The organism is Micromonospora sp. NPDC049645 (genome assembly GCF_040675155.1).
Classification (GTDB): domain Bacteria; phylum Actinomycetota; class Actinomycetes; order Mycobacteriales; family Micromonosporaceae; genus Micromonospora.
This window is the reverse complement of the sequence record NZ_JBFAOI010000006.1, coordinates 208,056-228,670: the sequence shown is the minus strand read 5'-3', so window position 1 is coordinate 228,670 and position 20,615 is coordinate 208,056. Positions and strand designations below refer to the sequence as shown.

The following is a 20,615-nucleotide window of genomic DNA, read 5'->3' as shown; positions in this document are numbered from 1 at the left end:
TCGGCGGGCGGCTGGACCACGGTCCGCCAGCCGGGGTGGCGTCGAGGAAGCGGCGCATCACCTTGCTGGTGTCGGTGTGGTCGGGCTCCGCCGACTCGGCTACGAACGGCGCGTAGGTCGTGGGTCGCTGCTCGCGCGAGTGCACCCGATTGCCGGGCATCGGTGGGCGTGCGGGTCAGCTGGCGTTGAGCCAGGCAAGGACGGCGAGGACGCGGCGGTTGTCGTCGGGAGCGGGTGGGAGGTCGAGTTTCGTGAAGATGTTGGTGATGTGCTTGCCGACGGCCTTTTCAGTGACCACGAGGCGGTCGGCGATCGCGGTGTTGGAGCGGCCCTCGGTCATCAGGGTGAGCACCTCGCGCTCGCGCGGCGTGAGCCGGTCGAGCGGGCGGACGCGGCGGCTGACAAGCCCGGCGACGACTTCGGGATCGAGGACGGTGCCGCCGCCGGCAACCTGGCGGACGGCTGCGACGAATGCGTCGACGTCGGCGACGCGGTCCTTGAGCAGGTAGCCCACGGCGCCCTCCGCGGAGGCGAGCAGGTCGCGGGCGTAGAGCGGTTCGACCCATTGGCTGAGCACGAGGACGGGGAAGCCGGGGCGGGCCGCGCGGGCCGCGATCGCCGCCTGGAGGCCTTCAGTGGCGTGCGTGGGAGGCAGGCGTACGTCGACAATCGCCACGTCGACGTCGTCGCGGGTGAGCGCGGTCGCCAGGGCACCCGCATCCTCGACGGCTTCGACGACGACGATGCCCCCGGCTTCGAGGATGCGGGTCAGGCCGACCCGCAGGAGTGCCTGGTCCTCCGCCACGACTGCCCGGAGCGTGATCCCGGACTCGGCTATGTCGGGCATGGGATTTCCAGAGTCACTACGGTGGGACCGCCGGTTGGGCTGTCGACGGTGAGCGTGCCGTCGAAGGCGGCCAGCCGCCGGGCGATGCCGGTCAGTCCGGAGCCGGTCGGGTCGGCGCCGCCGCAGCCGTCGTCGCCGACAGCGAGCCGCAGCCGGGTGCCGTCGTGGGAGCCACGCACGTAGGCGCGGGTGGCTCCGGAGTGCTTGACGGTGTTGGCGAGGCATTCGGCGACGGCGAAGTAGGCGGCAGACTCGACAGGGTCGGGAAGCCGCTCGGTGACGGTCACCGACACGGTGATCGGGAGCGGGATCGGCAGGGCGAGCGCCTCGATCGCGCCGGCGAGACCGCGGTCGGCGAGCACGGGTGGGTGGATGCCGCGTACGACCGAGCGCAGGTCGCCGAGCGCGTCGAGCGTGGTCTGGCGGGCTTCGTCGAGCAGGGCCACGGCGGCGTCGGGGTCACTCCTGACGAGCTTGCCAGCGAGGCCGACGGTCATCCCGACCGCCGCCATCCGGGCTTGCGCGCCGTCGTGGAGGTCGCGTTCGATGCGGCGGATCTCGGCGGCCGACAGGTCGAGCGTCTCGCCGCGCGACTCGATCACCTGCTCGACCCGGCGCTCCAGCTCGGCCAGGCGTGACCCGCCGAGGATCGCCCGCTCGGTCATCGCTCGGGCGCGCACCAGCGGCGGGGTGACGACCCACCACACGAGCAGGCCGAGCCCGCTGGCACCGTCCAGCAGCACCCACAGCCAGCCGGGGTCGATGATCGTCCCGACGATATACGGGACCGGGGCGGCCAGCAGGACCGGCGGCAGGAGCGACATGGCGAATCCGCCTGTGCCGGAGAAGCACACGAAGGCGACGTCGCGCCACCGGGCGCCGTCGCGCAGCCAGCGTACGGGCCGGCCGAGCGGGCTGCGGTCGGACGTGTCGGCGTAGGAGGCCGGGATCTCGGTGTCCAGCAGGGCACCGCTGACCCGCCGGTGCACACCGGCGAGTGCGGCGGCCGCCGGCACGGCGGCCAGGGCGAGGGGGAAGCCGACGCTGATCAGCCCGAGCGGCACGGACAGGACGAGCACGATCGCCAGGGCCAGTGCCGGGGCGGCGGCCAGCGCGTACCCGGCCGACACGAGCGTCAGCCGGAGCCGGTCGACCAGCGCATGCGTGTCGACCGGCCCCGGCCGGATGCTCGCGATTGGCGCGAGCAGGCGTACCCGGCGGCCGGTTGCCGCCGTCACGCGGCCAGCTCGGACCGGGCGACCCGGCGCACTGCGCCGCGGGCCGCTCCGAGCGTGAGGCCGACGACGCCGGCCACCAGCAGAGGCGGCAGCCAGAGCTGACCTTCGGGTACGACCCCTTCGTCGCGGGCGATCCCGAACGGGATGATCGTGGCGAGCGAGGCGATCAGCCCGTGCGCCACACCGACCGCGGCGACGACGGTTGCCTCCGCCACGATTGATCGCTCGACCTGGGTGGGCGTGGCCCCGAGCAACCGTAGGCGGCGCAGCTCGGTACGCCGGTGGGCGATCGCCGCGGCGAAGGCGTTGACCACCATGATCGCGGCGAACAGGCTGAGCATGCCGACGACGACGTTGTTGAGCAGCGTGATCGTGTCGGCGTCGTCCGATCCGCCGGCGGGCAGCGTGCGCCCATCCGTGCCGACCGCCATCAGTGTGCCGACCGCCGACGACGTGAGCACGATCACCGGGCCGAGCACGCCGGCCAGCAGGTGCGCCCGGCGGAACGTGTTGTAGCGCGCGAGGTGCGCCTCGGCGCCGTGCCGCCCGAGCACCGGCCGGAGGGCGAACGATCCCCAGCGCAGCAGCACCGGCGCCAGCAGGGCGAGGCCGACGCCGACCAGGATCGAGTTGGAGCCCGACGTCAGCATCGCGTCGTACGGGTCGTCGGAGTTCTTCGTCACGGTGACGGTGACGATCGCCATCGACACGCCGTAGGCGATCAAGGCGACTGCGCCGGCCACCCGCCACCAGCGCATCCGGCCGGCGTCGGCGCGTTCCTCGCCGGGCGTGACCGAGGCTGGGCCCCGGGTGGCGCGCCGGCCGGCGATCCCGGCTGCGGCGAGGCACACGAGGAGCACGCCGCCCACGGTGATCCCCAGCGACAGCACCCCGCCACTGTAGTCGGCGTTGTCGATCAGACCGCTCGACTCGACCGCCGCGAGCAGGGCGCGTCCGGTGACGAAAGCGACCAGTGCCCCGGCGACCGAGGCGGCCAGGCACACCGCGAGCGTCTCGGCGCGCACGAGCCGGCGGGCCTGCCGGGCGGTGGCGCCGATCGTGCGCAGCAACCCGATCTCGGCGTCACGCTGGGTCACGGTGATGCCAACGGTCGACGCCACCGAGAACAGCACGATCAGGGCACCCCATCCACCGACCACAGCGCCCATGATCATCAGCGTCTCGGCGTCGGCGGACGGGATCGGGCCGGTGGCCGTCTCGACCAGCGTGGCGAACGAGCCGATCACCGCGGTGCCGAGGAGCACGGCCATGAAGGTGGCCGTGAACGCGGTCAGGCGGTGCCGCAGCGAGTGCAGCGCCAGCTTCGTCGTGTAGCCGCCCATCAGACCGTCACCGCCCCAAACGGCACCAACTCGTCGAGGCGTGCCATCTGGCCGGCCACGGCCTCGGCCGTGGGGCGGTCCATCCGGCCGGCCAGGCGTCCGTCGACCAGGAACACCACCGTGTCGGCGAACGCCGCCGCGACCGGGTCGTGGGTGACCATCACGACCGTCTGGCCGAGCGCGTCCACGCACGCCCGCAGTAGAGCGAGCACCGAACCGGCCGTGCGTGAGTCGAGCGCCCCGGTCGGCTCATCGGCCAGGATCACGGCCGGATCGGTGACCAGCGCCCGGGCGATCGCCACCCGCTGCTGCTGGCCGCCCGACAGCGCGGCCGGCAGGTTGCCGGCCCGATCGGCGAGGCCGACGTGCTTCAACAGGTCTGCGACCCGAGCCCGGTTGGGACGTCGCCCGGCGAGCCGCACCGGTAACTCGACGTTCTTCGCCGCCGTCAGATACGGCATCAGGTGGAACGCCTGGAAGACGAACCCGACCCGCTCCCGGCGCAGCCGGGTACGGGCGTCCTCGTCCCAGTCTGTGACGTCCTCACCCTCGATCAGTACCCGGCCCGATGTGGGCGGCTCCAGCCCGGCGGCGAGGGTCAGGAACGTCGATTTGCCCGACCCCGACGGGCCCATCACGGCGGTGAACGTGCCGCGCGGGAAGGCCAGGTCGACGCCCGCCAGGGCGGCCACCGCGCCGGCGCCCTCGCCGTAGGTGCGGGTCAACGCGCGCACCTCGAGCGAGTTCGTGGTCGCAGCCGTCGACCACGACGGTGGTAGTAGTAGGCGGGTCATCAGGTGCCTCCTGAACTCGAACGTCAAGGTCACCACCGACGGTATGGAACCCTCCTCACGCGGTCGATGGGCGCAGGGTGTGTCTGCGAGGTAGGCATAACCCCACCACGTTCGGGCCGGGATTCCCCTATGACCGCGGTGTGCTGTCCCAGCGCCAGGTGGAGTCGGCTGGCACGCTTCGCTCCTCCATCGGCCGGTCGGCGATCGGGGGGACGGTGGGGGAACCGGACGTCCCGATTGCCGCTTCCGAGGCGACCGGCACCGCCCGGGATGGTCTTCGACCCGTCCGGCCCCGGCTCGCGCTGGCCGGTTCCGGCCCGGGCTGTGGCGTCTGGGACGGAAACGACCGATCGCGTGACCACAAGTGGTGGTCACGCGATCCGGGTCGGTGGTACCGGGCGGGTCAGTTGCCCGCGCGCTGTGGCATGAAGCTGGCCAGTGCGGACTTCAGGTGCGGGCGCAGCAGTTCGGCCATGCTCGCCTGGACCGCCGGGAACATTGCCGCCGACTCCTGGCTGCAGTCCGTCGACGAGCCCAGGCCGCAGTCGATCGCCCCGTCGATGAAGGCGCCGTAGACGTACTTCCGTTCGGTCTCCACGCCGTTGAAGCTCCGGTACGGCAGCGAGACCATTCCTCCGCCGGTGGTGCGCATGAGCAGCGCGGTGCAGCCGCTCTCGTTGCAGGTCGCGCCCTCGGCGGCGTTGGCGTACCCGCCCGGCTTGAACGCGCCCCACATCTTCGCCGCGAAGGCGTTGCGGTCGGTCACACTCATGCCGAGCGCATCGGCCTCCTGCTTCAGCACGCTGGAGAAGATCCAGGTACCGGGGTCGGCCAGCTCCGTGAACTTGTCGCGGGCGACACCGGTGCCCAGGTACGGGGAGTTCGCCCGGTACACCGCCTCGTAGAGCTTGCCGGCGTCGGCCAGGGTCAGCTCGTTGGACGCCTTTACCTGCCCAGCCGCCTCCCAGGTGCAACCGATCCGGTGGTTGAGCTGGGTGTCGGCCATGCCGAGGGTGTCGGCGGTGCCGTTCAGCGCGGCCGAGCCGTACCGGTTGTAGATGGCGTCGGTCATGCGGTTGTCCGACTGCTCCATCATGCCCTTGAGTGTGCCTCCAGGGTGTCGGCGACCGGCTGGGTGGTGATCGGGGTGCCGTTGTCCTGGTACGCGCAGAGCCCCCCGTTGAGCGGGGCGCTCGGGTTCCGGTACCAGGTCACCGAGTTGCCGAGGGCTTCGGTGCCCAGGTGGACCCGGCGCATGGCGTGCACGTGGTGCAGGGCCTTGAGCATGCTCGCCGGCTCGAACTTGACGTCGGCGTTGAGCCAGTTGTGGGTGTTGCCGTCGACCGACTTCAGGTAGAAGCCGCGCTTGGGCAGGTTGTTGCCGATGGCGTCCTCCAACGCGTCACGCGCCTTGATCGACACCGGGTCCAGGTTGTCCACGAAGATCGCCGAGTAGCGCGTCTCGCCGTTCTGCACGAACGACTTCAGGTGGATCGGGCGCAGGCCCTTGTTCGCCTGCATCTCCAGCACCTGCTGCGCGGAGGCGTTCGGGTGCCAGGACCAGTAGGGCAGGTCGGTCTTGACCATCACCGCCGACCAGGTGCCGTCGGCGTGCCGTTCCACGTCGACCAGCCGGGCGTCGTGCTGGGCCAGCGCGTCGCCGATCTCGGCCATGGTCTTGCCGAACAGGGTCCAGGACTGCTTCTGGTCCACCCCGGTGTTCGGGATCATCACCACGTCGTACCGGTCACCGGAGACATGGTCGATGTCGATGATCCGGCCGCCCAGCTCGGCCAACCGGGCGTTGATGTAGCTCTCCGTGCTGTTCACGTACCACTTGTAGTTGTGCCAGTTGTTCGCCGGGTTGTCCACCCAGGCGGCGGCAAACCGGGTCTGCCCGTTCACCACGTATCGCTCCAGGTCGAGCAGGCGCTTGTCGCCCAGTTTGGCCAGCAGTGTGTCGACCGTCTCGTCGGTGGTCCAAGACGCGCTGCCGGACAGCCCGCGCTGGTACGTGCCGGAGTTGTGGACCAGGACCGCGGTGTAGTTGTCCGGCCCGTTCACCTCGATGCCGGTGACCCGCATGCCGTACTGGTTGGCCCAGGTGTTGATGGTGGCCTTGCTCGCCGACAGGTACCAGCCGAAGCCGACCGGGCTGTCCGAGTAGCGCTCCGGGTCGGTCACCGGCGCGGCGGCGGCCGGGGTGGCGAGGCAGACCACGAGGCCGGCGGCGGTCAGGGCGGTGGTGAGTGCTGCGGTCAGGAGTTTCGTCATTCGCATGGGATGAGCTTCCCGACGGATCCTCAAGGTGCCTCAAACTATTCTCAAAGGTCGGTGTTGGGGAGCCGACACAGCGGAAGAGGATGTGGATGGAGCTCAGCGCCGACCGTCGATTGTCCCGGCGGTGCACCCTGGTCACGGCCGCGGCCGGGTTCGGCAAGACCACCGCGGTACGGGACCGGCTGCGCGGCGTGGCGGTGCGCTGGCACGACGCGTCGCTGCTCACCAGGTCGGAGGCTGTACCGGTGGCCACCACGGAGCCACTGTGGCTGGTCGCCGACGAGGTGGAGCGGGTCGATCCGGCCGGTGCGGTGGCGTTCGCCGAGAGTTTGCCCGCCCAGTGTCGGCTGGTGGTGGTCGGACGTACCCCGGCGGCTGGCGGACTGGCCAGGTGGCGGGCCCGGGGCCTGTTGGCCGAGCTGGGGCCGGAGGAGCTGGCGTTGAGCCGGCCCCAGGTCGAGGCGTTGCTCCAGCACGAGTACGGGGCCCGCGACGGCCATCCCGTCTGGCGCTGGACGGGTGGTTGGCCGGCGCTGGTCCACCTCACCGGCCAGGCGATGACCCGGCCGGACCGGCCCGGGTCGGAACGTGCCCTGCTGAACTGGCTCACCGCGCCGGACACCGCGCTGGCCGACTTCCTCGGGGCGGAGGTGCTGGACAGCCTTTCCCCGGCCGAGATGGCCCTGCTCACCGACGCGGCTGAACTGGACCCGCTCACCGTGGACCTGGCGGTCGAACTGGGCCACGAGGCGACCACGGTGGACGCGCTGCGCCGCGCCGGGCTGCTGCGGGTCGCCGGCGAACCCGGCCACTTCCGGGTGGTACCGCTGCTTGCCACGTTCCTGCGCCCCCGGCGGCGACGCGACGTGCTCGGCCGGGCCGCCGGCTGGTACGCCGGACACGACCTGCCGCTGGCGGCGGTACGGGCGCTGCGCTCCGTCGGCCGCACCGACGAGGCGGTGGAACTGCTCGCCAGCCGTGGCGAAAGTGTGCTCGCGGTCGGTGGTGCGGCGACGGTGATCCAGGCCACCGAGGAGTTGCCCCCCGCGCGGCGGCCGGAGCCGCTGCGGCTTTTGCACGCCCAGGCGCTGTACACCACGGGCGAGAGCGCGGCGGCGCTGCGCATGCTGACCGAGCAACGCGCCGAGCGGTCCGGCCCGGTCGACCCGGCGCTCGCCTGGCGGCTGGGCAGCCTGCACTACCTCAGCGGGGACCCGCGTGCGGCGCTGGAGGTGTTCCGCCACGCGGCGGTGCCCGACCCCGACGATGACCCGGCCGGCAGTGTCGCCGGTACCGGACCAGCCAGCGACGCCGACCCATCCGGCACCGACCCATCCGGCACCGACCCATCCGGCACCGACCCGGCCGCCGGCGGCCGGGTCCCCGCCGACGCGGACCTGGCCAGGCTGTACTCGTGGACCGCGACCGTGCACTGGCTGCTCGGGGACCTGCCGGCGTGCACGGTGGCGGCCGACGCCGCGATGCGGGCGGCGGCCCGTGCCAACGAGCCGGGGGCGCTGGCCGCCGCGCACGTGGCCCGAGCCCTGCACGCCAAACTGGCCGGCGACCCACAGGGTAATGGCGAGCACTACGAGCGGGCCCTGGCCTACGCGGAGGAGGCTCGCGACGCGGTGCAGGTGACCCGGATCAGGTCCAATCGCGCGTCGCGTCTGATCGACGACGCGCGGTTCGCCGAAGCGCTGGCCGAGGCCCGTCCGGGCGCCCGGTTGGCCGAGGAGATCGGCCACGTACCGATGCACGCGCTGGCCCTGGTGAACGAGGGCGAGGCGCTGGTCGGACTGGGGCGACTGGACGAGGCGCTGGCCGTGTTCGAGCGATCGGTCTGGCTGTATCGGCGTACCGGCTCCCGGATGGTCGCGTACCCGCTGCTCGGCGTGGCCGGGATCCACCGGCGGCGGGGACGCGTCGTGCAGGCGGGCGCGGCGTACGAGGAGACGGTCGAGATCGCCGAGGCGGCGGGCGACCGCCAGGCGCTGGTGCCGGCGCTGGCCGGCCTGGCCCGGCTGGTAGCGGCCAGGGACCCGCAGGCCGCGCTCGGGTACGCGGACCGCGCCCTGGCGGCCGAGCCCACCTCCACGGTCGCCAACCTCGCCCTGGGCTGGGCCCGGCTGGCCACGGGCGACGCGGAGCAGGCGGCCGAACTGGCCGGCCTCGCGGCCCAGGCGGCCCGACGCCTACAGGAGCGGGCCCTGCTGCCGGAGGCGCTGGAGTTGATGGGCAGCGCCGCGACCAGTCCGGCGGCGGCCCGCAGGGCCTGGCGGGAGGCGCTCGCCCTGTGGGAGGCAGCCGAGGCCACCCTCGACGCGGACCGGGTACGCGCCGCGCTCGGCGTCCTGCCGGGCGCCTCGACCGACGACCGGATCGCCGGCAAGCTCGCCGCCGCCCGACTGGCTTTGAGCGGTGTGGAGTGGACGCCCGCCGGCACCCCGCCCTACCGGTTGGCGGTGCGGACGTTCGGGCGGTTCGAGGTGACCAGCGGCGCGGGGGAGGTGGTGACCTGGCAGTCGCGCAAGGCACGGGACCTGCTGCGGATCCTGGTGGCGCGGCGCGGCCGGCCGGTGCCGCGCGAGGAGTTGGGCGAGATGCTGTGGCCGGACGAGAACCCGGCCAAGGTGGGCCACCGGCTGTCCGTGGCACTGTCCACCGTACGCGGCTCGCTCGACCCGGAGAAGCGGATGCCGGCGGATCACTTCCTGCTCTCGGCACAGGGCAGCGTCGCGCTGGACACGGTCCGGATCGACATCGACCTGGAGGACTTCCTGCTCGCGGTCGAGCACGGCCTGCGGTTGCACCGGGAGGGCCGGACCGGCCAGGCGCGAGCCGTGCTCGACGACGCGCAGCGCCTCTACACCGGTGACTTCCTCGGCGACGAGCCGTACGACGACTGGGCCGTGCCGGTACGGGAGGAGGCGCGCGCCACCTACCTGCGGGTACTACGGGCCCTGGTGGACCTGGCCCGAGACGGCGGGGACACCGCGGACGCCGTCGGCTTCCTCTACCAGATATTGCAGTTCGACCCGTACGACGAGAACGCGCACACCACACTGATCGAGCTGCTCACCGGGCACGGCTGGCACGGTGAGGCGCAGCGGGCGCAGGTTCGGTACCGGGAGGCAATGGGTGAACTGGCCGCCGCACGTGGCAACTGAGCGGATCCTCGGCACGACCCGCGCGAGTTCACCGCCGAGCACGTGAGCGGCTGCTGCCGGGCCACCCCGGACCGGACGCGACGACGACGGGTTTGCGAACGCTCCGTTCCCGTAGAGCAGCCTTACCGGTTACCGGTGTAGCCGTTCGGCGTACCGTTTGCCAACCCCAGTGGTCAGACAGCCCGTCAATCAGCCCCGCAACAGGAGCAGCGCCGATATGTGACGGCATTGTGTGGAAACCACGATAGTCGAGCGTCGACTGGTATGGTCTCGCACGCTTTCGGACACTCTCGTACGGCCTCTTCCGTTGACGCTGCTCGCCGCCGGATGTCAGTGTCGACAGTGTTCCGAACACCAATCCGGAGCAGCGGGGGAGGTGAACAGAATGGTGAAGGACAACTGCGCTGGCTGAGTCCCGGCATAAACCATGCTCGTAGGGTCGGGGCGGCCGGCGTGACAGCCGCGACCGCCCCGATTCCTGTGGAGATACCGTGGTGGCTGGAAACGCTGAGAATGCTTATCCGCTGACGATGGGGCAGTTGTCGCTATGGCAGGACACCATGCGGCGCCCCGCCAGTCAGCGTTGGGAATCAAACATGAACCCGGCCTGGTCCGTGCCACCAGGCGTTGGCACGGACAAGGTCAGGTGGGCGCTCGCCGCGCTCGCGGATCGGCACGAATCACTGCGGACGCACTATGTTGCGTCCGGCGGCTCCGGTGACGTCCGCCAGGTTGTTGCCGCCTCCGCTCCAGCCGCCTACCAGGGAACTGTCGAGCAGGAACAGTGGTCGACCATGGCTGCCGAGCAGCTTCGGCTTCCGTTCGACCTGACCGAGCAGGCGCCGTGGCGGGCCTGGGCCGTCCAGAAGGACGGTTTGACGTGCCAGGTCCAGCTGGTTGTCCACCACCTTGCTGCCGACGGCGCGGCCCTGGCGGTCCTCCAGCAGGACTTCCAGTCACTGATCGAATCACGACAGGCAACGCGTCCGGCCCCCACCCCGCGAGGGCTGGCCGCACGCCAGCGAGAGCCGGCATACGTGGCGAGACTCGCGGCTGCCGCCGAATATCGCGAACAGACGATTGCTGCCGCGCCGCAGGAGGCGGGGATTGTGCGCGACGGCCTTCTGCGGGCCTGTGCCCATACCGGGATCCCCTTCGGCCTTGCGCGGAAAACCGCACAGAAACTCGAAGTAACGTTACCCAATCTGCTTTTCGCGGCCTATTCGCGCGCCCTTGCCGGAGCGGCCGGCGGCGACTCGCCCCTGCTGTTCCTGCTGTCCGCGAACCGGTTGGAGCCATCGGTGCGAAACCTTGTCTCATCGATGACGCAGTGGGTCCCGGTCGCCGGCGCCGGAGACGCGGGACGCCCGTTCGCCGCCGTTGCCGCCGACGCCAACATAAACGCGATACGCGCCCTTCAGCACGGGATCGTGGACCCCGCCGCGGTCGCGCCACTGGACCTCGACCGGGGATGCTTCTTCACGTTCGTCTCGCCGCCGCCCGGCGTTGATGCCGCAGCCGGTGGTGGTCTGGGACCGAGCCGGTTCGAGTGGTTGCCGCCACGAGGCCGCGGCGGTCCGAGCTTCTACCTCATTGCCAGCGTCTTTCCTGAGGTCAGTCTGACCCTTCGTGTCATGCGATCGGGTTATGAGCGGCAGGACTTGGAGAGACTGTTGAGTTCGATGACGGCGACGTTGCGGCACGAGGCGGCACGATGAGTCGGAGCCTGTGGCGTCACCGCGATTTCATGGTGCTCTGGTCGGGGCGGACGTTGAGCGAAACCGGCGACGCGATCTCGTTGCTCGCCATTCCTCTCCTCGCGGTGACCGTTCTCGAGGCGAGCGCGTTGGAGGTCGGCGTGCTGACCGCGACGAGGATGGTCGCCTACCTGTTGATCTCGCTGCCGGCGGGGGTCTGGGTAGACCGCTGGCCGAAACGAACTCTCATGATCATTTGCCACCTCCTGCGGGCCGGGCTGGTGGCCACGGTCGCCGTGGGCGCCTGGTCGGGCTGGGTCACGATGGCGCAGCTGTGGATCGTCGCGCTGCTGTCCGGCGTGTGCACCGTGCTCTACGAGACCGCTCACCACAGTCTGGTGCCGACCCTCGTTCCGGCTGAGCAGTTGCTCGACGCCAACGGAAAGATGAGTACGACCTATTCGGTCTCGATGATCGCCGGCTACAGTGTCGGCGGCGCGCTCATTTCGGTGATGGGTGTCGCGAGAACTGTCGGGTTGGATGCCCTGGCATATCTCGGCAACGCCTTCTCGCTGCTGTTGATCCGCCGGGATGAGCCGGCGCGGGCCGTGACGCGCGACCGGCACTTCCGTCGAGAGCTGGCCGAGGGGCTCTCGTTCGTGTTCCGCCATCCCATCATGCCGAGGCTGGTCGCGGCGGCGGCGACCCTGAACCTGTTCAGCCAGATGATTTTCGCTCTCTCGGTGCTGTATCTGGTGCGTGTCTTGCAGCTGTCCGAGGGGCAGGTCGCGCTGACTCTTGCCCTGATCACCATCGGCGGCGTCAGTGGGGGGCTGGTATCGGGACGACTGGCCCGCGTGGTGGGCTCGGCGAGGATCATCTGGGCTGCGCCGCTCGGCCTGGGCTGGCTGGTCCTGCTCGTTCCCGCGTCGCAACCGGGCTGGGGCATGGCGACCTACACCCTCGGCATGGCCGCCCTCAGCGCTCTGTTCGCCATCTACAACGCCGCATCGATCAGTTACCGCCAACGGGTCTGCCCACCGGAACTGCTCGGCCGGATGACGGCCTCGGTGCGGTGGGTCATCTTCGGCGTGATGCCGTTGGGCGCGCTCCTGGGCGGCGCGCTGGGCTCCTGGATCGGCGTCCGTCCGACCCTGTGGATCGCCGCGGCCGGGGTGTGGGCCTCAGGACTGTGGGTGCTTCTCTCACCTCTGCGCCGGATGCGCGACCTGCCCGCCGACACTGCCGAAAAGCGCAACGAGGAGGCGATACACGTTGGCTGACATGCCGTACGGACAGCGGATTCTCGCGTGGGCCGGTAGCGGGCTTCCCGCCGAGCGGTTCGCCGCCGTTGGCGGCGTACGGCTGCCGGAGAAGCCGGATCTCGACTGGCTCCAAGACCGCCTCGACACCGTCGTGTCCCGGCATCCCGTGCTCGGCGCCGGCCCGGTGCCACTGGCGGACGTCGGCGATGTCTGGGCGGCGGCGTCGGCGGCGAGCTATCCGCCGGAGTCGCCGTGCCTGCTCTGGGCGTACGTCGACGGCTGCGAACTACTACTCGTGGCGCACCACACCGTGTCCGACCCCTGGTCGATACGTGTCCTGATCCGCGACGTGCTCGAGGGTAACGAGACTCCGGCCCCGTCTTATCGACACGAGGTGTCGGTGAAGCAGCTCAGGAGGATGCCGCGGGCCGTTCCGTTCTGGGAGCACGCGTTCGCCGATGTCCCGACCCTGACCACGGACGGTGGCTCCGGCGAGCCCGAGACCACCCGGGAGTTGCGGATCAGGACCGATATCACGGTGGCCCAGGCGGACGTGGTGGGCCGCGCGGCGCGAAGCACCGCGTTCGTGGTGCTGTTCGCCGCGTTCGCCGAGGCTCTTCGGCCGCTGAGCGCGGATCGGGACCTGATCATCCCGGTGCTGACCTACGGGCGCGACCGGTCCGAGTGGGACACCGTGGGCCTCTACATGAACGTGTTGCCGGTGCGGCTGACGACCACGGACCTGCCCGCCGTGCAGCGGGCCTTCATCACGGCCTACGCCCAGGAGATTCCGTTCCCGGTGCTGGTGGAGACGGTGCCGGCTGCCGGCGCCGCCCTCGCCCGCGGTGGACCGGCCCTGGCCCAGTTCGAGGTGATACAGGTTCCGGCTGACGACAGCATCGAGCCGTTGACCATTCCCGCCGGTCTGGGTCTCGGCGGACCGGTACTGCCCGTCAACGGGCTCGCCTTCTGGCTGGAGCTCGGAAGCGGCGGCGTCTACACCGTGTGCCTGCGCTATCGGGATGACCTTTATCGCGAGTCCGGGATGCGGGCCCTCGTCCAGCGGTTCGTCGACACGTGGGGAGACCTTTATGCAGCAGCGAACTGAGTTACAGGGCCGGCTGATCGAACTGTGGAGCGAGAAGCTCGGTGTTCCCACGGTCACCGCCGAGGACAACTTCTTCGCCCTCGGTGGCGACTCCCTTCTGGCCGCGGACCTGCTGATGGACATCTACGAGGAGTTCGGCATAGAGATCGACGCGGCGGTCCTGTTCCTCAGGCCCACCATCGCCGATCTTCTCGAAGAGGTCTCGGCGATATGAACCTGGTCCCGTCAACCGATGTGGCCACCATCGACCTCGCGCGAGTCGACCTCAGCGACCCGGCGCTGTTCGCCGACGGCGACCCGCACGCGGTATGGGAGGCGATGCGCCAGCGAGAACCGGTGCGGTGGCAAGCCGTCGGCAGCACAGGCTTCTGGGCCGTCTCCACGTTCGACGGCGCGGAGAAGGTGCTGTCTGACCATGCCACCTTCTCCTCGACCGGTGGCGTCATGCTCAACATGCTCGGCCGACCGGAGCCGGCCCAGGGGCAGCAGTTCTCGGCGACCGATCCGCCGGAACATGGTCGGATTCGCGGACCCCTACAACGTGAACTGGCGATGCGTGCCGTCCAGCAACACGCTGCCGTCGTCCGCGAACATGTCCGGAACCTGCTCGGGTCGCTGTCGGGACATTACGACTTCGCGACCGCCATCTCGCCGCTCCCGATGGCCTTCCTCGGGCCGCTCATGGGTATCCCGGCCCAGGACTGGCCGCTGATCGCCCGCCTGGTGGCGATGTCGGTCGCCGAACACGACCCGGACACCGCGGTCGAAGCGGGCCCTCAGGCGACCCTCGACCGGGGCCACCGCGAGTTGTTCGCCTACCTGCTGAACCTGTCGCTGGAACACCGGAGGCGTCCGCGTGGCGACCTGGTGAACGCGCTGATGGCGCTTCCGATCAGCGCGGGCGGAGTGGTGGCCAACTGTTACAGCCTGATTCTGGGAGCCGCGGCGGCCATCGCTCACGTACCCACGGCGACGCTCGCCGAGCTGCTGCGCACCGGGCAGTACCCGACGTGGGCCGCACGCCGCGCACACATCCCCGGCGCGGTGGAGGAAGCGCTCCGCTGGACCTCACCCGCCGGGCATTTCCTGCGTACGGCGACCCGGGACACCTCGATCGGCGGAAAGGCGATCGCCGCCGGAGATGCGGTGGTGTTGTGGATCGGCTCCTCCAACCGCGACGAGCGCTACTTCCCTGATCCCCACCGGCTGAATCCCTCCCGTCGAGGGCAACGCCACCTGGCCTTTGGCGCCGGGGCGCACTACTGCATCGGGGCGGCACTCGCGCGGCTCGCGCTGAGGATCGTCTTCGAGGAGATGTTTCAACGGTTCTCGTCTTTCGAGCTTGCCGGCGACATCGTGCACGTCCGCTCGACGTGGCTCGCCGGCATCAAGAGCCTTCCAGTGCTAGGCCGACCGCGATGACCAGCGATGTGTTGGCGATGATCCAGGCCCGCATCCGGGAGACCCCGGCCACGGTCGCGCTCGTCGACCGTCACGGATCAACGACGTACGGGGAACTGGATCGCGTGTCGGGCTCCATAGCGAGCTTTCTGAAGACCCGGGACGTGGCCGTGGGGGAGCCCGTTGGTGTGCACGCCCCGCTGTCCCGATGGGCGATCGCCGGGATGCTGGGGGTGCTGCGGGCGGGCGCCCGATACGTGCCCATCGACACGGCGTTTCCCGCTGAACGGCAGCGGCAGATGAAGCAGCGCAGCGGGGCGCGTATCCACCTCACCCAGGACCTGATCGCCACCCTGCCCGAAGGGGAAGCGCCCTGGCGGGACGGCCCGTACGCCTACACCATCTTCACCAGCGGCTCGACCGGCGATCCGCAGGCGGTGACCGTCTCCCGGACAGCGCTGAGCTACTCCACCACAGCCCGGATCGGGTATTACCGTGAGCCACCGCACCGCTTCCTGTTGTGCTCGTCCATTTCCTTCGACAGCTCGGTGGCCGGCATCTACTGGACGTTGTGCACCGGCTCGACACTCATCATCCCCAGCGAACGGCCGGCAAACCTGCCCGCCGTTCTGAACGCCGGTCGGGAGTACCAGCCGACCCACGCGCTCATGGTTCCGTCGCTCTACCGGCTCCTGCTGCGTTCACCGATCGCATCGCTCACGACGGTGATCGTCGCCGGGGAGACCTGCTCGGCGGAACTCGTTCGGCAGCATTTCGACGCCGCGCCGGGAACCGCCCTGTACAACGAGTACGGCCCGACCGAGTGCACGGTGTGGAGCACGGTGCACAGGTGTGCCCCTGGCGAAAACCCCGTGCCCATCGGCAGACCCATTCCCGGGACGTCGGTGTCCATCCAGGACGGCGAGCTGGTGATCTCCTCGCCCGGGGTGGCGAACGCGCAACGCGAGTACCGTACCGGGGACATCGTCAGCCTCGGTGCCGATGGTCTGCTGCGGTATCACGGCCGCGCCGATGATCAACTCAAACTGGGTGGAATGCGTATCGAGTCTGCCGAGATCGAGAGCGCTCTGCTCACCTTTCCCGGGATCACCGACGCGGCCATCGGCGTACACGAGTCCCGGGTCGCCGCGTTCCTCACCGGCCTGACCAGCGTCGACGAAGGGAAGCTGAGGACCCATCTGCTGCGGCAACTGCCCGCAGTCGCGGTACCCAGGGCGTTCCGAGCCGTCGACCGCCTGCCGTCGCTTCCGAACGGAAAGCTGGACCGTACCGAGCTGGCGAGACGAACGGCAGCGATCTTCGGCGGGGTGCCGTCACGTTGACGCGGACGTCACCCCACGCGTGGTGACATCGGCTCCTGGCGGCACTCGGTCCCGTGCGTCGAGATGTACGGGAGGAGTTCGGCGAGTCTGGCGGTGTCACCGAGCCGGGTGAGGATGGCCCCGGCCTCCTCGAACGCCCCTCGCGCGGCCAACGGCTCGGTCTGCGCGTACGCCTTGCCCAGATTCGTGAGTGCGGTGGCCTGCATCGAATGCCACCCTCGGGTGCGCCAGATCGCGACCGACTCCTCAAGGTGACCGATCGCCCGTGCGGGGAACCCGTCGGCCAACTCGATCTCGCCCAGCACCGCCAACGCCTCGGCGAGGTGGTGGCCCATGCGGTACTCCCGGCTGAGCGCCACCGACATCTCCGCCGTGGCGCGCGCGGCCGGATCACCGCGTTGCAGGTCGAGCCGAGCCAGCGCGAGCAGCGTCAGCACCTCGGTGTAGGTGTCGCCGTAGCGACGTGAAATCGTCAGCGACTCGCGGAGCATGCGTTGACTGTGCTCGAGGTTGTCGAGCTGGCGATGGGTGATGCCGGCGAACTGCAGGACGGTGGCGACCCAGCGAGGATTGTCCAGGGCTCGCGCCTCGTCGAGCGCGTGGACCAGGCCGGCGGCGGCGTCGTCGAACCGCCCCTGCTCGTAGAGGGCGATGGACAACGCCAACCGGGCGCGGATCCGGCCGCCCTGGTGCTCCGACTGGTCGGCCAACTGGAGGGCGCCGGTGGCGTAGGTGATCGCGGCGGGGTGGTCGCCAGCGGCGGTGAGCGCCCAGGAGCACATCACCGCGGCGTCACAGATGCCGTGTTCGTGCCGCAGCAGGGTGAACATTTCCAACAGCCGGAACGCGTTGTCGTGCAATCGGGACATCGCGTCGCCGTCACCACCGTCGCTGATCCACGTGGTCACGTCGATCAGGCCGCGTAGCATGACCGCCTCACCGAGCAGGTTGCCAGCCACACGGCACGCCGACATGACCTCGGTGTTGGTGTCGACCCAGTCGCTGTACATGCCGCGTACGTCGAAGTATTTCTCCAGGCAGCCGGCCAGGTCGAACGCCACGTCGTCACGGCCGAGCAGACATGCCTGCCGGATCAGCGACAGCAGGGCCGACCGCTCGGCGTCGAACCACAGGCCCGGGTCGACACTCGGCGCGTGCCGCTCGACCCAGCCCGTGGGCGGGCGCGGTCCGGGCCCGCTGATCGCCGCATAGCACGGCCCCGGGATGTGTCGAGCCATCCGCTCGGTGAGGGCCAGCCAGCCCCCGAACCCACGGGTGAGGGCGCTGGCAAGCGACTCGTCGGTCTCCTCGACCTCGGCGCGTTCCCTGGCGAATATTCGTACCAGGTCATGCAGGCGGTAGCGTTGCTGCCCGGCCACGTCGGTGTCGGCTGCGGTGAGCAGCTGTGCATCCACCAACGTCTCGGCGTACTCGATGCCCGTGTCCAATGTCGACTCGAGCATGGCCGCGGCGAACCAGGCCGGAAAGTCTGGCAGGTCGAAGAGGCCGAGCAGTCGGAACAGCCGCCGTGCCGTCGGATCGAGGCCCTGGTAGCTCAGCGCGAGCGAAGCGCGTACCGCCAGGTCGCCGGCGGTCAACTGGTCCAGGCGGCGTCGTTCGTCGCCGAGCATCGTCGCCAGGTGTCCGAGGTGCCAGGCGGGTCGGGCGGCGAGGCGTGCACCGGCGACGCGCACCGCCAGTGGTAGCCCACCGCACAACCTGACGATCTGCGCGGCCCCCGCGTGCTGGGTCGTCACCCGCTCGTCAGTGGTGATCCTGGCCAGGAGCCGGATCGCCGTGGTGGGTGGGAACACGTCGAGGTCGACGCGGCGAGCGCCCTCGATGCCGGTGAGTCGTGCCCGGCTGGTCAGGATGACGGCACAGCGCGCCGTGCCCGGCAACAACGGTCGGACCTGTTCCTCGGTGGCGGCGTTGTCCAGGAGCAGGAGTACGCAGCGGTCGGCGAGGCGGGTTCGGTACAGCTCGGCACGTTCGGTCTCGTCGGCCGGAATCACCTGGTTCGGTACGCCCAGCGCGCGCAGGAAGCGGGCCAGGACGTCGCCGGACTGCAGCGGCGACGCGTCGGCGCCGCGAAGGTTCACGTAGAGCTGACCGTCGGGGTAGGTGCCGGCCAGCCGGTGCGCGACGTGCACCGCGAGGGCGGTCTTGCCGATGCCACCCATGCCGCTGATCGTCGCGATGGCCGGCGCGTGGTGGTGCCGGTCGGTGTTCGTCGCGCCCGACAGGAACCGGTGCAGCGCTGCCACCTGATCCTCGCGACCGGTGAAATCGGCGATGTCGGCGGGCAGCATGGCAGGCACGGGCCCACCGTGCGACGCGGGCTGCGACGCGTCGTACGGGACAGGCGCCGCGGCGGCCGGCTGGGTGGATGCGGCGGCGAGCAGGTTGCGCGCCGTGACCCACGTGGCGACCGCCGCCTCGTCGAGCCCGCAAGCCCGGACGAACGTCGCGACGACGTCGCTCCTGGGCAGGCTCGAGCGGGCGAGCATCGAGGCGGTCGTACTCGCTGGCAGCATCTCGCCCAGGGCCTCCGCCCGGCGGGCCAGCTGCCGATAGGACAGATCCGACCACGCCCGCAACTGGCGGAGGGCGGCGATGTACTCGTTCGGGCCGGTGAGCCCATTCGGGCTCGGCAACCCATCAACAAGCTCAGTCATACGTTCCCCCGTACCGACGTCGCTCAATAGATGATCACCATAGTCGTCGATCGGGAGGGCGGCCAGTGGTGTCCGGGCTGCCTCGGACGGACCCGGACTCCCGATCGCCATGGGTCGTCGGCGCGATCTCGTGCCATCTTCGCGGATCGTCGGCGGTTACCTCGGGCACGAGCACCTGGGGAGCGGGCAGCCTCCACGGCTGCGAATCACTCGCACGGACTTCTCCGGCGCGGTCCTGACCGCTCGAACCGGACACATTGCGTGCGATCCGTGCGGGGTGCAAGGCTGGACAGATGGGTTGGTGGAACCGATTTCGACGCGGATCGTGTTACCCGCTGCGCCGGCCAGGGCCGGGCGGACCACCGGCCCCCTGGCCGTCTGACCTGCGGGAGCTGATCGAGGATCTTTCGTCGGCCCAGCCGGAGAATCGAACCGAGCTGATGGCTCTGCTGCGGCGATTGACGGCGGCGAGGCACACGCACATACCCGAGCGGGTGTACGTGATCGGCGAGATGATTCGCCGGTACGCATCGGTGCCGGACGACGAGGCGACCGCCGCAGCCTGGGCGGTCTGGCAAGCCGTGCCGGAGTTGGGCCTGATGGCGAGCGCCCGGGAACGCTGCCAGCACGCCGAGAGCCTGCTCGGCACGCTGCGCGAGCTGGTGCAGCATGGCCCGGACCCGGCTCTCGAGATCGGTGATCCGGACACCACCCTCGCCGATGCCCTCCGGCGCGAGGCGGAGCGGATCGGTCACGCACCGGTGGCCGGCGAGGGTGAACACCAGGTCGGCTACCGAGCCGCGTACGCCGGGTTCGTCAAGCAGGTGGCGCATCGGGCGACGGAGCTTGAGAGTATGCCGGAGCGCAACCTGCGTCGCGGCGTCCTGGCCACGACTTCTCCAACCGCGGAGCCGGTCGATTCACCCACCCCGGTGCTGGCGGCCCTACGCGACGCCGTGGCGGCGCTTCCTCGCCAGCGGGACGCTCGGCAGGAGCAGTGGACGGCCCGCGTGACCAGCGCCATCGAGCCGTTGCACTCCGGCGGCCCGAGCCTGGACCCGAGCGCCATCGGTCGGGCGATCGTGGCTGACCTGCCGGAGCTCGACCGGCTCGATGAAACGCTGGACCGTCTCGAACGGATGGAGGAGCAACTGGCCGCGACGCAGAGCCGGGTGGCGGCTCAGCGGGCGCACCTGACCGAGGAGGTGATCCGATGGCGCAACGCGCTCGCCCGCGAACTGCGCCAGCAGGCCGACCATCACGTTGCCGCGACCGGTATCTCCCTCGACGTCGATTTCACCGTCGGCTTCACCCTGGCCAGCGACCAGATCGCGCGGCACCTGCGCGAGCGGGCCGACCGGCTTGCCGTCGCAGACCTACCCAAACCATCCTTCCCGATGACCCGGGCCAGAGACGCGACCTGAGCGCGGACCGCGTCAGCTCAACGTCGG

The 20,615-nt window shown here is 70.3% G+C and carries 15 protein-coding genes; 8 read left to right on the top strand and 7 right to left on the bottom strand.

What is annotated here, in order from left to right:
* Window positions 1-175 precede the first annotated feature (175 nt).
* From AB0J33_RS16555 to AB0J33_RS16530, 6 genes are all read right to left on the bottom strand, one after another.
* Complete coding sequence (locus AB0J33_RS16555; protein WP_363614308.1) at window positions 176-847, bottom strand: response regulator transcription factor; 672 nt, start codon at window positions 845-847, stop codon at window positions 176-178.
* Window positions 835-2,085 (bottom strand): histidine kinase, encoded by a 1,251-nt coding sequence (locus AB0J33_RS16550; protein ID WP_363614306.1) that lies wholly within the window; start codon window positions 2,083-2,085, stop codon window positions 835-837. The genes AB0J33_RS16555 and AB0J33_RS16550 overlap by 13 nt, the downstream gene beginning before the upstream one ends.
* Window positions 2,082-3,428, bottom strand: coding sequence for an FtsX-like permease family protein (locus tag AB0J33_RS16545; protein ID WP_363614304.1), 1,347 nt, complete (start codon window positions 3,426-3,428; stop codon window positions 2,082-2,084). Before AB0J33_RS16545 ends, AB0J33_RS16550 begins: the two co-directional genes overlap by 4 nt.
* Window positions 3,428-4,222 (bottom strand): ABC transporter ATP-binding protein, encoded by a 795-nt coding sequence (locus tag AB0J33_RS16540; protein ID WP_363614302.1) that lies wholly within the window; start codon window positions 4,220-4,222, stop codon window positions 3,428-3,430. Before AB0J33_RS16540 ends, AB0J33_RS16545 begins: the two co-directional genes overlap by 1 nt.
* Window positions 4,223-4,625: 403 nt before the next feature.
* Window positions 4,626-5,318, bottom strand: coding sequence for a serine hydrolase (locus AB0J33_RS16535; RefSeq protein ID WP_363614300.1), 693 nt, complete (start codon window positions 5,316-5,318; stop codon window positions 4,626-4,628).
* Window positions 5,315-6,496, bottom strand: coding sequence for a hypothetical protein (locus tag AB0J33_RS16530; protein ID WP_363614299.1), 1,182 nt, complete (start codon window positions 6,494-6,496; stop codon window positions 5,315-5,317). Before AB0J33_RS16530 ends, AB0J33_RS16535 begins: the two co-directional genes overlap by 4 nt.
* A gap of 95 nt (window positions 6,497-6,591) precedes the next feature.
* Between AB0J33_RS16530 and AB0J33_RS16525 the strand changes: the two genes are divergently transcribed.
* The 7 genes from AB0J33_RS16525 (at window position 6,592) to AB0J33_RS16495 (ending at window position 16,486) form a co-directional block, all read left to right on the top strand.
* Entirely contained in the window at window positions 6,592-9,672 is a 3,081-nt protein-coding gene (locus AB0J33_RS16525; RefSeq protein WP_363614298.1) for a BTAD domain-containing putative transcriptional regulator, read from the top strand.
* A 491-nt stretch (window positions 9,673-10,163) separates the two neighbouring features.
* Entirely contained in the window at window positions 10,164-11,390 is a 1,227-nt protein-coding gene (locus AB0J33_RS16520; RefSeq protein WP_363614297.1) for a condensation domain-containing protein, read from the top strand.
* Complete coding sequence (locus tag AB0J33_RS16515; protein WP_363614295.1) at window positions 11,387-12,652, top strand: MFS transporter; 1,266 nt, start codon at window positions 11,387-11,389, stop codon at window positions 12,650-12,652. Before AB0J33_RS16520 ends, AB0J33_RS16515 begins: the two co-directional genes overlap by 4 nt.
* Before the next feature lies 1 nt (window position 12,653).
* Window positions 12,654-13,742, top strand: a complete 1,089-nt coding sequence (locus AB0J33_RS16510) for a condensation domain-containing protein (RefSeq protein ID WP_363614293.1) — start codon at window positions 12,654-12,656, stop codon at window positions 13,740-13,742.
* Window positions 13,726-13,956: a phosphopantetheine-binding protein gene (locus AB0J33_RS16505; RefSeq protein ID WP_363614291.1), complete on the top strand. Its 231-nt coding sequence runs from the start codon at window positions 13,726-13,728 to the stop codon at window positions 13,954-13,956. The genes AB0J33_RS16510 and AB0J33_RS16505 overlap by 17 nt, the downstream gene beginning before the upstream one ends.
* Window positions 13,953-15,164, top strand: a complete 1,212-nt coding sequence (locus AB0J33_RS16500; RefSeq protein ID WP_363614289.1) for a cytochrome P450 — start codon at window positions 13,953-13,955, stop codon at window positions 15,162-15,164. The genes AB0J33_RS16505 and AB0J33_RS16500 overlap by 4 nt, the downstream gene beginning before the upstream one ends.
* Entirely contained in the window at window positions 15,161-16,486 is a 1,326-nt protein-coding gene (locus AB0J33_RS16495; RefSeq protein WP_363614287.1) for an amino acid adenylation domain-containing protein, read from the top strand. Before AB0J33_RS16500 ends, AB0J33_RS16495 begins: the two co-directional genes overlap by 4 nt.
* 8 nt (window positions 16,487-16,494) lie before the next feature.
* Here the strand turns inward: AB0J33_RS16495 and AB0J33_RS16490 are convergent, their stop codons facing one another.
* Window positions 16,495-19,164 carry an NB-ARC domain-containing protein gene (locus AB0J33_RS16490; protein ID WP_363614285.1) on the bottom strand — a complete coding sequence of 890 codons (2,670 nt, stop codon included), beginning with the start codon at window positions 19,162-19,164 and terminating at the stop codon, window positions 16,495-16,497.
* A 440-nt stretch (window positions 19,165-19,604) separates the two neighbouring features.
* On the opposite strand from AB0J33_RS16490, the gene AB0J33_RS16485 reads away from it, so the two are divergent.
* Window positions 19,605-20,588, top strand: coding sequence for a hypothetical protein (locus AB0J33_RS16485; RefSeq protein WP_363614283.1), 984 nt, complete (start codon window positions 19,605-19,607; stop codon window positions 20,586-20,588).
* The last annotated feature ends 27 nt before the right edge of the window (window positions 20,589-20,615 follow it).